General features: G+C 69.1%; 13 protein-coding genes. 8 read left to right on the forward strand and 5 right to left on the reverse strand.

The genetic code is table 11. The features are described 5' to 3' along the window. A partial coding sequence (locus LW587_RS14190) for a ComEC/Rec2 family competence protein (protein ID WP_232630241.1) occupies positions 1 to 1,954 on the forward strand: 1,954 nt, incomplete at its 5' end. A gap of 8 nt (positions 1,955 to 1,962) precedes the next feature. On the opposite strand, the gene LW587_RS14195 is transcribed toward LW587_RS14190, so the two are convergent. After that, positions 1,963 to 2,973 (reverse strand): D-cysteine desulfhydrase family protein, encoded by a 1,011-nt coding sequence (locus LW587_RS14195; protein WP_442919149.1) that lies wholly within the window; start codon positions 2,971 to 2,973, stop codon positions 1,963 to 1,965. A gap of 2 nt (positions 2,974 to 2,975) precedes the next feature. Further along, positions 2,976 to 4,823 (reverse strand): ABC transporter transmembrane domain-containing protein, encoded by a 1,848-nt coding sequence (locus LW587_RS14200; RefSeq protein WP_232630242.1) that lies wholly within the window; start codon positions 4,821 to 4,823, stop codon positions 2,976 to 2,978. 173 nt (positions 4,824 to 4,996) lie between these two features. Between LW587_RS14200 and rpmE the strand changes: the two genes are divergently transcribed. Beyond that, on the forward strand, positions 4,997 to 5,251 hold the full coding sequence (gene rpmE, locus LW587_RS14205; RefSeq protein ID WP_232630243.1) for a 50S ribosomal protein L31: 255 nt from the start codon (positions 4,997 to 4,999) through the stop codon (positions 5,249 to 5,251). Between the two features lie 94 nt (positions 5,252 to 5,345). On the opposite strand, the gene rcdA is transcribed toward rpmE, so the two are convergent. Further along, positions 5,346 to 5,882 carry a protease adaptor protein RcdA gene (rcdA, locus tag LW587_RS14210; protein ID WP_232630244.1) on the reverse strand — a complete coding sequence of 179 codons (537 nt, stop codon included), beginning with the start codon at positions 5,880 to 5,882 and terminating at the stop codon, positions 5,346 to 5,348. A gap of 557 nt (positions 5,883 to 6,439) precedes the next feature. Here rcdA and rpmH point away from each other — a divergent pair. The 6 genes from rpmH to LW587_RS14240 all read left to right on the forward strand — a co-directional run bounded on the left by rpmH (position 6,440) and on the right by LW587_RS14240 (position 11,512). Continuing rightward, complete coding sequence (gene rpmH / locus LW587_RS14215) at positions 6,440 to 6,574, forward strand: 50S ribosomal protein L34 (RefSeq protein ID WP_012253788.1); 135 nt, start codon at positions 6,440 to 6,442, stop codon at positions 6,572 to 6,574. A gap of 79 nt (positions 6,575 to 6,653) precedes the next feature. Continuing rightward, positions 6,654 to 7,154, forward strand: a complete 501-nt coding sequence (gene rnpA / locus LW587_RS14220; protein ID WP_232630245.1) for a ribonuclease P protein component — start codon at positions 6,654 to 6,656, stop codon at positions 7,152 to 7,154. Further along, positions 7,147 to 9,000, forward strand: a complete 1,854-nt coding sequence (yidC, locus tag LW587_RS14225; protein ID WP_232630246.1) for a membrane protein insertase YidC — start codon at positions 7,147 to 7,149, stop codon at positions 8,998 to 9,000. Before rnpA ends, yidC begins: the two co-directional genes overlap by 8 nt. A gap of 174 nt (positions 9,001 to 9,174) precedes the next feature. Next, positions 9,175 to 9,834 carry a ribosome biogenesis GTP-binding protein YihA/YsxC gene (gene yihA / locus LW587_RS14230; RefSeq protein WP_232630247.1) on the forward strand — a complete coding sequence of 220 codons (660 nt, stop codon included), beginning with the start codon at positions 9,175 to 9,177 and terminating at the stop codon, positions 9,832 to 9,834. Then, on the forward strand, positions 9,831 to 10,202 hold the full coding sequence (locus tag LW587_RS14235; RefSeq protein ID WP_232630248.1) for a DUF423 domain-containing protein: 372 nt from the start codon (positions 9,831 to 9,833) through the stop codon (positions 10,200 to 10,202). Before yihA ends, LW587_RS14235 begins: the two co-directional genes overlap by 4 nt. Before the next feature lie 128 nt (positions 10,203 to 10,330). After that, on the forward strand, positions 10,331 to 11,512 hold the full coding sequence (locus LW587_RS14240) for a hypothetical protein (protein WP_232630249.1): 1,182 nt from the start codon (positions 10,331 to 10,333) through the stop codon (positions 11,510 to 11,512). A 26-nt stretch (positions 11,513 to 11,538) separates the two neighbouring features. Here LW587_RS14240 and LW587_RS14245 read toward each other — a convergent pair whose 3' ends face one another. Both LW587_RS14245 and LW587_RS14250 read right to left on the reverse strand, forming a co-directional pair. After that, entirely contained in the window at positions 11,539 to 12,156 is a 618-nt protein-coding gene (locus LW587_RS14245) for a carboxymuconolactone decarboxylase family protein (protein ID WP_232630250.1), read from the reverse strand. 119 nt (positions 12,157 to 12,275) lie between these two features. Further along, a complete protein-coding gene (locus tag LW587_RS14250) occupies positions 12,276 to 13,706 on the reverse strand; it encodes a short-chain fatty acid transporter (protein WP_232630251.1) in 1,431 nt (476 codons plus the stop codon). Positions 13,707 to 13,721 lie beyond the last annotated feature (15 nt).

Below are 13,721 nucleotides of genomic sequence, written 5' to 3' on the forward strand. Positions count from 1 at the left end.
GCTCGCCGTGGCTCTTGGCCTCGCCGCCGCCTTCCTCGGCTTCGCGGCCGGCGTGTGGCGCGTCGCCTCGGTGGCCGGACCGGTGCTCGCACGCACGACCATCGCCCCGCTCGTCGGCCTCGTGGAGGCCCTCGACGAGCGCGAGGGCGGGGCCCGGCTGATCGTGCGGGTCGAGCGCTTCGGCGATCTCGACGCGGCCGCGCGGCCCCACCGGGTCCGGGTCTCCCATCGCTCCGGCCAGGTCGTGCGCCCCGGCGACGCGATCCGCGCCACCGCCCGCCTGCTGCCGCCGCCGGAGGCCGCGCGGCCCGGCGGCTACGATTTCGCCCGGGACGCCTATTTCCGCGGCATCGGCGCCGTGGGCTCCCTGACCGGCAAGGTCGAGATCCGTGCCCCGACCGCGCCGCTCCCCGTTGAGCTCCGACTCGCCGCCCGCATCGACGAGGCGCGCAACGTCCTGACCCGTCGCATCAGCGAGGCGATCGGCGGCCAGGCCGGCGCCGTGGCCGCCGCCCTGGTGACGGGCAAGCGCGGTCTCATCACCGAGGAGACCAACGCGGTTCTGCGGGCGGCGGGCATCTACCACGTCGTCTCGATCTCGGGCCTGCACATGGTGCTCGCCGCGGGCGTGGTGTTCTGGCTGGTGCGGGCGGGCCTCGCCTTGGTGCCGGTCCTGGCGCTCGCCTGGCCCATCAAGAAGATCGCGGCGGGGGTCGCGATGGCCGGCGTCACCGCCTATTGCGCCTTCTCGGGTTGGGACGTCGCGGCCGAGCGCGCCCTCATCATGACACTGGTCATGCTCGGCGCGATCCTCGTCGACCGGCCGGCCCTCAGCATGCGCAATCTCGCCCTCGCCGCGATCCTGGCGCTGGCCCGCGAGCCCGAGGCGCTGCTCGGCCCGAGCTTCCAGATGTCGTTCGGGGCGGTGGCCGGCCTGATCGCCTGCGCGCCGCTCCTCGACGGGCGGGTCCTTCGCCGGGAGGGCGCGTCGCGGACCGCGCGGGCCGCCGCCTGGGCCGCGACCATGGTGACCGGCACGCTGGCCACGACGCTCGTCGCCCAGATCGCGACGGCCCCCTTCGCGACCTACCATTTCCAGACCGTCCAGCCCTTCGGCCTCGTCGGCAACGCCCTCACCCTGCCGCTGGTCTCGCTCGCCGTGATGCCCGCGGCGGTCGTCGGGATGCTCGCCTACCCCTTCGCCCTCGACCGGCCGGTCTGGTGGGCGATGGGACTCGCGGTGCGCGGGATGCTCGAGATCTCGGCCTGGATCGCCGATTTCAGCCGAGCGACCGTGGTGCTGCCGGCCTTCGGCGCGGGTGCGCTGGGGTGGCTCGCTTCGGCGCTGCTGCTCGCGACCTTGCCGGTCTCGCGGCTGCGGCTCTTCGCGCTGCTTCCGGCGGCGCTCGGCCTCGCCTTCGCCGCCGCCCCGGCCCGGTTCGATATCTACGTGGACCGCGACGGCGCGGGCGCCGCCGTGCGCGGGGCGGACGGGCGGCTCTCGGTGCTCGGGCGCCCGCCGGCCTTCGTGCTGGAGCAATGGCTGAAGGCGGACGGCGATCCGCGCCGGGCCGATGAGGTCGGCAGCGGTCCGGACCTGCGCTGCGACCGCCTCGGCTGCACCCTGCGCACAGTGGACGGCCGGACGGTCGCGCTGGTCACCGACCGGCGCGCCTTCGCGGAGGATTGCCTGCGCGCCGACATCCTGATCAGCCGCCTGGCCGCCCCGCCGGGCTGCGCGGCGCCGCTGCGCATCGACCGGGCCTTCCTGGCGGCCCGCGGCGCGACCGCGCTCCGCCTCGGCCCGGGGGAGCCCGAACTGGTCACGACGCGCGGCAACGGGGAGTCGAAACCCTGGCAGGCCCGCCCCCGCGCGCCACCGCCGGCCGCTCCGACGCCCATGGTCGGCGGCGAGCCCGCCGCGGAGCCGGACGCCGCCCCGGACGTCCCGTGACCCGCCGCCTAGAGCGCGCCGCGATACGCGAACAGCCCCGGCACGCCCCCGGTCATCACGAACAGCACCGTGGCGCCCGGCGGATAGGCGCCCGCGCCCACATCGTACAGCAGCCCGGCGAAGGCCTTGCCGCTATAGACCGGGTCGAGCAGCAGCCCTTCCGTGCGCGCCATCAGCCGCACGGCCTCGCGCATCCCCTCGGTCGGGATCCCGTAGCCCGGGCCGCGATGCCGGCCGTCGACGACGATGCCGTCTTCCGGCAGGTTCAAGGCGGGGTCGATCAGCGCCGCCGTCTCGCGGGCCCGGTGATGGGTCGCCGCCCGCGCCTCGGCCTCGGAGGCCAGCACCGCGTAGGAGAGAACGAGGCCGGGATCGCGACCCAGGGCGAAATACCCCGCGGCGAGGCCCGCATGGGTACCCGCGCTGCCGTTCGGCACGACGACGCGGGAGAAGTCGAGGCCGAGATGGGCCGCCTGCTCGGCGATCTCGGCCGCGCAGGCCGCGTAGCCGAGGCAGCCGAGGGGGCTCGACCCGCCGGACGGGAAGACGGCGACGCGCCGCCCCTCGCTCCGAAGGGCCTCGGCCCGCGCCTCGGCCTGGGCGAGGGAATCGGCCTCGCCCGGCAGCAGGTGGACCCGGGCGCCGAACAGATCCTGCAGCAGGCGGTTGCCGTTGCCGGTGTAGTCGGGATCGTCCCGGGGCACGCTGCGGGTCAGGAACAGCTCGCAGGCGAGGCCGAGGCGGGCCGCCGCCGCCGCCGTCAGCCGGGCGTGGTTCGATTGCAGGGCCCCGACCGTGATCACCGTGTCGGCCCGGTCGGCCAGCGCCTGGCCGAGCAGGAATTCGAGCTTGCGCAGCTTGTTGCCGCCTCCGCCGACAGGGCCGACATCGTCGCGCTTCACGAACAGGCGCACGCCGTTGAGCGCGCTCCCGAGATGGGTCGAAAGCCGGTCGAGGGAGCGGATCGGGGTCGGCCCGTCGGTCAGCGCCGCCCGGGGAAAGCGGGTGAGGTCGAGCACCGCTATTCCGCCGCCACCTTCGGCCCCGGATCGCGGGCGCGGGCGCTCTCGTCGAAGGCGTCGGTGAACTGGAGACTCGCGAGCTGCGCGTAGAGGGCACCCTGGGCCAACAGGCTCTCGTGCGTGCCCTCCTCGACGATGCGGCCTCCGTCGAAGACAAGGATACGGTCGGCGGCGCGGATGGTCGCGAGGCGGTGGGCGATGACGAGGGTGGTGCGCCCGCGCATCAGCCGGTCGAGGGCGGTCTGCACGGCGCGCTCGCTCTCGGCGTCGAGGGCCGAGGTCGCCTCGTCGAGGAGCAGGACGGGGGCGTCCTTGAGGATCGCCCGGGCGATGGCGATGCGCTGGCGCTGACCGCCCGAGAGCGTGGTCCCGCGCTCACCGAGCAACGTCGCGTAGCCCTGCGGCAGGGCCCGGACGAAGCCGTCGGCATTGGCGAGCCGCGCGGCCTCCTCGACCTCGGCCTGGCTGGCTTCGGGCCGGCCGTAGCGGATGTTCTCCGTCACGGTTCCCGAGAACACGACCGGGTCCTGCGGCACCAGCGAGAGGCGGGCGCGAAGCTGATCGAGATCGGCCTGCGGCAGTGGCACGCCGTCGAGGCGCACGATGCCCTCGTCGGCGTCGTAGAAGCGCAGCAGCAGCTGCAACACCGTGGTCTTGCCCGCGCCCGACGGGCCGACCAGGGCGATGCGCTCGCCCGGCGCCGCGGTGAAGGAGATGCCGTCCAGGGCCGCGTGTTCGAGCCGGGTCGGATAGCGGAAGCGCACCGATTCGAAGGCGACCGCGCCCCGGGCCGGGCTGGGCAGCGGCGTCGGGTCCTCGGGCGAGCGAATCGCGGGCTCGGTCGCCAGGATCTCGCCGAGGCGCTCGGCGGCGCCCGCCGCCTGGGCGAGCTCGCCGTAGACCTCCGAGAGCTGGCCGAGCGCGCTCGCCCCGAACACCGCGTAGAGCACGAACTGGGACAACTGCCCCGCCGAGGTGGTGCCCGCCAGCACGCCCTTGGCGCCGTACCACATCACCCCGACGACCGAGGCCGAGATCAGGAAGATCGCGACGCCCGTCAGGAGCGCGCGGGCGGTGATCGAGGCGCGGGCCGCCTGGTAGGCGTTCTCGGAGGCCCCGGCGAATCGCGCGGCGGTGGTGCGGCCCATGCCGAAGGCCTGCATGGTGCGCACGGCCCCCACGGCTTCCGCGGCATAGGCCGAGGCATCGGCGAGCCGGTCCTGGGCGGACCGCGAGCGGCGGCGCACGCCGCGGCCCGACACGATCAGCGGGAAGACGATGAGCGGGATCGCCGCGAGCACGAGGATCGACAGGCCCGGGCTCGTCCACACCATCATGACGACGGCGCCGACGAACAGGAACAGGTTGCGCAGCAGGATCGAGATCGAGACCCCGAACACCGCCTTGACCTGGGTGGCATCCGCCGTGAGCCGCGAGACGATCTCGCCCGATTGCGACTTGTCGAAGAAGGTCGGGTCGAGGGTCGTCAGCCGGGCGAACACCGCCGAGCGCAGATCCGCCACGACCCGCTCGCCCAGGGTGACGACCGAGTAGTAGCGGCCCCCGCTCGACACCGCGAGCACCGCCACGACGCCGAGCAGCGCCACGAAATAGGAATCGATGAGCGCCTGCCCCTCGGGCGAGAAGCCGTGATCGATCACCCGCCGGATCGCGATGGGCACGACCAGCGTCGCGCCGGAGGCGGCGATCAGGGAGACCAGCGCCGCCAGGATGCGTCCGCGGTAGCGGCTGGCAAAGGGAATCAGGGGCTTCAGGGCTCCCAGCGGCGCCCTCCCCCGGGCGTTCGCATCCCTGATCTCGGCGTTCGCCTCACGCGCGCGGGCCATCGTTCCTCGTCATCGTTTCTTCTGTTCGGGACTCCTGGCGTGTCCCGGCGTCCCTTGTCCACCCTCGGGCGGTGAGGTATAGGCGCGCCCTCAACCGAATGCGCGCGATCTTTTGCCCTAGGCTCATGCCCTCGGTGGAGAGGCCGGTCGGCGTGCTACCTCAGGAATTCGTCATGGCAAAGAATGCGGCCGACAAGGCCAAGGGGACGGAGCACCCCGACTACCACTTCATCAAGGTCGTGATGACCGACGGCACCGAGTACCGGACCCGCTCCACCTACGGCAAGGAAGGCGACGTCCTCAACCTCGACATCGACCCGACCACGCACCCGGCCTGGACCGGCGGCGAGCAGAAGATGCTCGATCGCGGCGGTCGCGTGTCGCGCTTCAACAGCCGGTTCGGCGGCCTCGGCTTCGGCAAGAAGTGATCGTCTGCCGATCGGGCGCGAGCCCGATTCGCTGAAACGGCGCCGCTTGCGGCGCCGTTTTCGTTTGCGCGGGCTCCCGAGAGCCGCGCCGTGATCACTCTCCGCCGAACGCCGCCCGAAGGCGCCCGACCTGCGCGCTCACCGGGCTCTCCCGCGGTACCGGCATGGGCCGGTCGTCCTCGGTGATCAGCTTGTCGAGGTGGAGGATGCGGGCATGCAGCCGGCGCGAGCGGCGCACGAGGTCCTGGAGCCGCAGCGGCAAGGCGCTGAAGGCATCGCTCGCTTCGGCCAGCGTCCGGTCGACCTCGTTGAGCTTGACCCGGGTCTTCTCCTCATGGGCCTGACCCAGGGTGATCTCCCCCTCGGACACCGCCCGCTGCACGAGCAGCCACGAGGCGATCTGCATCAGCCGCGTGGTGAGCCGCATGCTCTCGCTGGCATAGGCGAGCGTGGCGTCACGCGAGATCAGCCGCGATTCGGCCCGCCCTTCGCCGTCGAGATAGGCCGCGGTCTCCTCGACGAGGAGCATCCCGTCGCGAAACAAGGCCTTGAAACCCTCCGAGCCGACGAAGGACTCGCCGAAGCTCACCCAATGCCGCTCGTCCCGAAACGTCACGTCGAACTCGGTCATCCTGCCTCCTGTGCCGCTTCGTCGGACATTGTGTCCCGATATGGGACGCCGCCGCTGCGTTCGTCGCTCTCGGGGCAAGTGTAGCGCCGAACCGGGGGCGGGAGGGGCTTCACGATCTTTTAACGTTAATGGGCCGGCCGTGGCAGGAGGCCGCCGCGAGACGCGCCATGCGCTCTCTGGAACGGCCGCGCGGGCAAAAAAAAGCCGCTCCGGAGAGCGGCTTGTCACGAGTCTACAGGGAGGCATCAAACAGAGTGGACAGAGATCCCACTCAGGATCCAGACAATCTGGATGTCCCCTATCGTAGACCGGAAAGGTTAACGGACGATTGAGCGGGCGGGCGGCAGCCCCGCGGACAGGCCTCGGCCCGCCAGGATTCCGCGGGATCGGCGCGTCATTGACTTGCGGCGCCCCCTCCGCCATAAGCCGCGCCACTGCGATGCGGCGCCCCGTTCCGGGCGCCCTTCGCGTTTGCAGATCCCATTTCGAGGCTCGTCGCACGGTCCGCGCGCTCGCAGCGCCGCCGGGCTTCACGCCTCGCCCGCCGGAGACCCGCCATGAAGAGAACCTACCAGCCCAGCAAGCTCGTCCGGAAGCGCCGTCACGGCTTCCGCGCCCGCATGGCGACCGCCGGCGGCCGCAAGGTCATCGCCGCCCGCCGCGCGCACGGCCGCAAGCGCCTCTCCGCCTGAACTGCGACCTCCGGCGCCGCCCGTGGCGGCGCCGCCTCACCGCCCTGCCGGTTTCGCAGGGCTTGGCTCCGGAGCGCCCGTGTCGACGATCCGCCGCCTCCGGCGGCGCCCGGACTTCCTGGCCGCGGCTCAGGGCCGGCGCTTCCACACCGAGCGCATGAGCGCGCAAGGGCGCCTGCGCGAGCCGGGCGAGCAGCGCGACGGCGCCCCCGCCGAGGGTCTGTTCCTCGGCTTCACCATCACCAAGCGCGTGGGCCATGCGACCGAACGCAACCGGATTCGCCGCCGCCTGCGCAGCGCGCTCGACGCGGCGTCCGAGGGCGCGCCCGAGATCGGGGCCGACGTGGTCGTGATCGCCCGGCGTCCCGCTCTCGACGCGCCGTTCGAGAGTCTGATCGAGGATCTGCGGCGCGCGCTCCGCTCGGTGACGCGGCCCCCGGGCCCGAAACCCGCTCACGCCCCCGACCGTCCAGCTCCCGTTCGCGGCCCCCGCCGTGGCCGGAACCGGCCGGCCGGCTCCTCGCCCCCCTCCGCCCCTCTTCCCGCTTCGAAGGCGCCTGACGGATCGACCGATGGGTAACGACAAGACGAACATGTTCGTCGCGATCGGCTTGTCTCTGGTGGTGCTGCTCGGCTGGCACTACTTCGTGACCGGCCCGGCGACCGAGCGGCAGAAGCAGGCGACGGCGCAGAGCCAGACTGCCGGCCAGATTCCGGGCCAGCCCGGCGTCCCGACCGCGGACGGCCTGCCGGCGCCGAGCCCGCAGCAGGGCGGCCCCTCCGCCCCGGTGCCGGGTACGCTGCCGGCTCCGGCCGCCGGCCCGGTCTCCCGCGAGGACGCCATTGCGCGCTCGGCCCGGGTGCGGGTCGATACGCCCGCCCTCTACGGCTCGGTGGCGCTCAAGGGCGCACGCATCGACGACGTGAGCCTGAAGAACTACCACGAGACCGTGAGCGACGAGAGCCCGCGCATCGTCCTGCTCTCGCCCACCGGCAGCCCGAATCCCTACTATGCCGAGTTCGGCTGGGTCGGCCAGAATGCCGGGCCCCTGCCCACCGCCGACACGCTCTGGAGCGCCGACGGCGATCTCGTCGCGCCCGGCAAGGCCGTGACGCTGACCTGGGACAACGGCCAGGGCCTGCTGTTCAAGCGCATCCTCGCCGTCGACGACAAGTTCATGTTCACGGTCCGCGACGAAGTCGAGAACAAATCCGCCAACCCGGTGACGCTGTATCCCTACAGCCTCGTGTCGCGCTGGGGGAAACCGCACACCCAGGGCTATTACGTGCTGCACGAGGGCCTGATCGGCTGGCTCGGCGACGATCGCCTGCAGGAATACAGCTACGACGCCATCGCCAAGGAGCCCGCCTATGGCGGGGCCAACACCCGCGGCAAGGCGTGGTCGAACGTGACCGGCGGCTTCGTCGGCATCACCGATAAGTACTGGGCGGCGGCCGCGATCCCCGAGCAGGACAAGCCCTTCACCGGCGCCTTCACCGAGCGCACCGACGGGACCACCAAGGTCTATCAGACCAGCGCGCGCGGTGACGGCGTCACGGTGGCGCCGAACGCCTCGGCGACGGCGACCCAGCGGCTGTTCGCGGGTGCCAAGGAAGTCAACCAGATCAACGCGTACAAGCGCGAGCTCAACATCCGTGAGTTCGACTCGATGATCGACTGGGGCTGGTTCTGGTTCCTGACCAAGCCGATGTTCCGGGCGCTGGACTTCTTCTTCCACCTCGCCGGGAACTTCGGTGTCTCGATCCTGCTCGTGACCCTGATCCTGAAGATCTTCTTCCTGCCGATCGCCAACCGCTCCTACGTCTCCATGGCCAAGATGAAGGCCGTGCAGCCCGAGATGATGTCCATCCGGGAGCGCTACAAAGACGACAAGATGAAGCAGCAACAGGCGATGATGGAGCTGTACAAGAAGGAGAAGATCAATCCGGTGGCCGGCTGCTGGCCGGTGCTGATCCAGATCCCGGTCTTCTTCGCGCTGTACAAGGTCCTATTCATCACCATCGAGATGCGGCACGCGCCGTTCTTCGGCTGGATTCAGGACCTGGCTGCGCCCGACCCGACCAACATCCTGAACCTGTTCGGCCTGCTCCCCTTCGCCGCGCCCGACTTCATCCATCTGGGCGTGTGGCCGATCATCATGGGCATCACGATGTTCGTGCAGATGAAGATGAACCCCGCGCCGCCGGACCCGGTCCAGGCGCAGGTCTTCACCTTCATGCCGATCGTCTTCACCTTCATGCTCGGCTCGTTCCCGGCCGGTCTGGTGATCTACTGGGCCTGGAACAACCTGCTCTCGGTCATCCAGCAATACGTCATCATGCGCCGCAACGGCGTGAAGGTGGAGTTGTGGGACAACCTCCGAGGCACCTTCAAACGTGACAAGAACGCCGCCGCCAAGAGCTGAGCCGCCGACAATCGGGGCCATCGCTCGCGCAGCGGTGGCCCCGCGCATGACGCTCCTCCCCGTACCGGGGGGAGCGGGCGGGTGGGGTTCGCAACAGGCCGCCACGGCGCCCTTCCGAACCTTCTCCCCTCCTCTCCTTCCGGTCACCGGGAGGGCAAGCAGCGGCTTCCGACCATGACCAGCGCCGCAACCGACGATCCCACCCCCGAACTGCTGGAAGCCGGCCGCCTGCTCTTCGCGGGCGCGGCCGACTTCACCTCGGCCGCTCCGGCGCTCGGGGCGTTGCCGCCGATGGAGGGCGTCGAGATCGCCTTCGCGGGCCGCTCCAATGTCGGAAAGTCGAGCCTCGTCAACGCGCTGACCGGGCGCAACACACTCGCGCGCACCTCGCACACGCCGGGGCGCACGCAGCAGCTCAACTTCTTCCGGATCGGCGAGCGGTTCACCCTCGTCGACATGCCGGGCTACGGCTACGCCGCGGTCGAGAAGGCCAAGGTCGAGGCCTGGACCAAGCTGATCCACGCCTACCTCAAGGGCCGCTCGAACCTCGCCCGGGTCTACGTGCTGATCGATTCGCGCCACGGCCTGAAGGAGATCGACACCGCCCTCCTCGACGGGCTCGACCAGGCCGCGGTCTCCTATCAGGTCGTGCTGACCAAGGGTGACGCGCTCAGGAAGTCCGAGATCGAGGCGCGCATCGAGGGCATCCGCGCGGCCCTGGCCCGCCGCCCGGCGGCCTATCCGGAGATTCTGCTGACCTCGAGCCGCGACGACCGCGGCGTGCCGGAACTGCGCGCCAGCGTCGCCCGCCTGCTGCAGGAGCGCGGCGCGTGACCGGCCTCGACCGCGCGCTCGCGGCGTCGGCCGCGCTCGCCGGTCTCCTCGGCGTCGCCGGGAGTGCAGCGGCCGCGCATACGAGCGGCGGCGAGACGCTGAAGACGGTGTCCCAATTCCTGCTGTTCCACGCCCCCGCAGTGCTGGCTCTCGTCGGCTTTTCCGCCGCCGGCCTCACCCACGGCAGCCTTACCCGCGTGGCGGCCGGCGCGCTGATGCTGGGACTCGTGCTGTTCTCAGGGGACTTGGCCATGCGGGCGCTTGCGGGCCAAGCGCTGTTCCCGATGGCCGCGCCGACCGGCGGGTTCGTGCTGATGGCGGGCTGGGTGCTGGCCGCCGTGGCGGCCCTTCTGCCGCGCAAGGCGTGAGCGTCGAACCGGACTGAAGCGGCTCTTCGAGCTTTACTGTATCGAGACGATGATGCAGCCTGGGGTTGCTCGGCGCGTTCGCCGAGCCGCCAACACGCGTGCCCTCGCATCGGTCACCGGGATCCCTCATGGGCATTTATTTCAATCATCGATTCGAATTTTCCGGACCGAGCCATGTCGTAATCGAATTTTCCCGGAAATATCTCAAAGCCGACGAGAGCGGGCGAATTGTCGATTTCCGCTATGATGTTTTTGAAATCGAAATTTCAAATGAATTGGGCGAAAAATCCTCAATCGATCCCCAGACCATCGAGTCTCTGGAGATATTGACGGAAATCGGATCCGATGAGATTGAAATAATCAGTATTTCCGATAAGTTTATTGAAATAAAAGCTTGCCTAAAAGGAATTTTTCTGAATTTCTTAGTGCAGCATTTGTGCAAACAGATGCCTGAACTCGATGCGCGCCTTCTTATCTGCGAAACAGGTTTTGAAGTTGCCACTCGCGTTACGTCGTCAAAGGGGGTCTATCGAGAGGAAAACGTTGAAATCACCGATGACATTGTGACCGAAGTCGAAGGCCAGCCTTACGAGATCGACCAGGCAAGCACGTTGCCTTCGCAGTACGAACCCCCACCCCCCTTCATGTTTTTTTCCGCCTGGAGGCGGAGGCGGCTCGAACGGGCGATCGCCGACTATCCGATCTACATTCCTCCCCATCCGGGCTACCGGCCGACCCTTTCGGATGAGCAAGTCGAGACGAATTTTGCACATTTCATGCGTACGCGGGAGCAACGCGTCCTGAACGTCCTCAAGCTCTTATCGAATTTTAGCATCCAACTCGATCCTTCTTTGGATCGCGCCAAGGAACTTGATCGGTGGATTTGGAAATACGGTGCCTTTCTGACCCCGCGCGAAACGGGCGAGTCCATTAAGACGCACAACCCGACGTGGACCGGACCTTGGCGCGGCTTGAATGTCGCATTTGATATTGCGACTCTCTTAGGAGAATGCATCGTTAGAAAACATCAAAACTACGAATGGGGATTGTATAAGAACGTTCCCCCGGGCCTCAGAAAGATCGATACTCTCTATCGTCAGCTGATGATCCTGCGCGACGAACCTCGTTGGGCAATCGACGTCGTCGATAGCGTTGCAGAGCCATGTACCGCCCTGCGCGAGCGATCCTTGCGATGGGGCAAGCCTCGCATTGTAATGGAAAAAGAAGGTCTGACGTCCGTGGCCTCGCGCCTCCTCGCTCGACCAGTAGAGCAGAACGATCAGGTCAAGGTTCTTTTCCCGCAGGCGTAGCGTGGCCTTCCGCCGAGCAAGCCGTCCTAGCGAATCAGGTCCGGCAGCGGCGGCTTGGCGCCGTCGGGCAGCGCGGTGCGGGCCATGTTCAGGGTCATGGCCAGCAGCGTGTAGTAGCCGTTGATGCCGGCGAGATCGATCGCGCCCTGCTCGCCGAACTTGGCCACCACGCGCCCATAGGTCGTGTCGCTGACCGCTTTGGTGCGGTGGAGTTCGGTCGAGAAGGCGTAGACCAGCGTCTCCTCCTCGCCCATGGCGTCGGGGCGCCGGCCCTCCCGCACCGCCTCGACGATCGCCGGATCGAGCCCGGCTTTCAGCGCGATCGGCGCATGGATGTGCCATTCGAGCTGCTGGCTCCATTCCCGCGCCGTGAGCAGGATCGTGAACTCGCTGAGCTTGAGCGGGATCACGCTGTTGTAGCGCAGGTAGAGCCCCATGTTGCTCGCGTTGAGCATAAGGTGCGGGCTGCGCAGGAGCGGCACGAACGGCCCGAAGACGGGGACCTTGCGCGCGGCCAGGAACTCCTCCGAGGCCTTGCGTTGCGCCTCGGTCTGCTGCGCGGGCGGGATGTCCGGCATTCGATCCTGGGCCCTCGCACCACTCGTTGCGAGGGCGACGACCAGACCGATCTGGACCTTGCGCATGAACGCCCCCTCCGCCCCACGGAGAGCCGTGCCCGGTCACCGTCAACCGAGCGCACCGCTCCGTGTTTGTTGTGTCGCGCTCCTACGCCGAACCGGTGCCCAATTCGGCGGAAAGGACGTTAGCTCGGAATGACCGGCGGGTGATATTCCAGCGTGAAGGCGAGCGCCCAGAGCAGGAACAGCACCAGCGGCAGGTGGACGATCAGCTGCAGGAAGCTGAAGCCGACGATGTCGCGGGCCTTCAGGCCGAGGATGCCGAGCAGGGGCAGCATGAAGAACGGGTTGATGAGGTTCGGCAGCGCTTCCGCCGCGTTGTAGACCTGCACGGCCCAGCCGAGATGCACCTTCAATTCGTTCGCCGCCTGCATCACATAGGGCGCCTCCAACAGCCATTTGCCGCCGCCCGAGGGGATGAAGAAGCCGAGCAGCGCCGAGTAGACGCCCATGGCGAGCGGGAAGCTGCCTTGCGTGTTCAGTGCCACGAAGGCGTGGGCGATGACGTCCGAGAGGCTGTGGCCGGCGGCGTTCTTGGCGCCAGTCAGGATCGCCGCGATCGCTGCGTAGAACGGAAACTGGATCAGGATGCCGGCAGTGGCCGGCACCGCCTTGCCGAGCGCCACGAGGAAGCGCTTGGGCCGCCAGTGCAGCACGAAGCCGGTCATCAGGAACAGGAAGTTGTAGGTGTTGAGGCTGGAGATCGCGACCATCCAGTCCTGACGCTGGAATTCCTGGATCAGCCATCCGGCGGCGAGCAGGCCGATCAGCACCGTGAGCACGGGGGCGTGCTCCAACCACTCGCCGGGCTGCTTGGGCGGCGCCACCGCCTGCTCCTCCTTCGTGACGTCAATGCCGAGCGCCTGCGCCGTCACCGCCGTGTCGGGGCCCGGCGCCGAGGCCACCGCGATCACCGTCGAGATCGCCACGAGGATCACGGTGATGAGGACCGACTGCCAGAGGAAGATCGTCTCGCTGAAGGGGATCACGCCGGTGATCTGCAACAGGCCCGGCGGCAGGCTCTTCGGGTTCGCCTGGAGCTGCGCGGCCGAGGAGGACAGGCCCATCGCCCAGGTGGCGCCGAGGCCCAGATAGGCGGCGGCCCCCGCGGCGCGGTAATCCATCTTGAGGTCGGTGCGGCGGGCGAGCGCCCGGGCCAGCAGGCCGCCGAAGATCAGGCTGAGGCCCCAGCTCAGGAGCGAGGACAGCATGGTGGCGAGCGCCACGTAGCCGATGGCGCTGCGGCCGGTCTTGGGCACCAGCGCCATCCGCTCGATAAGCGCCTGGACGGGGGCGGAGGTCGCCACCACGTAGCCGCCGATCGTCACGAAAACCATCTGCATGGTGAAGGGGATCAGGCTCCAGAAGCCGTCGCCGAAGCTCTTCGTCACCGCCGGGACCGGCGCGCCGTTGAGAAGCGCGGCGCCCGCCACGATCACCACGGCGATCGCCACGAACACGAAGGCGTCGGGGAACCACTTCTCCGCCCAGTCGGTGAATCGAAGGGCAAGGCGGGCGAGCCCGCGATCCTCGGTGCGTCGGCTGTCCGGCGTCATGGGGTCCCGTCCGCG

Source organism: Methylobacterium sp. Leaf118, from assembly GCF_920984675.1.
Classification (GTDB): Bacteria; Pseudomonadota; Alphaproteobacteria; order Rhizobiales; family Beijerinckiaceae; genus Methylobacterium.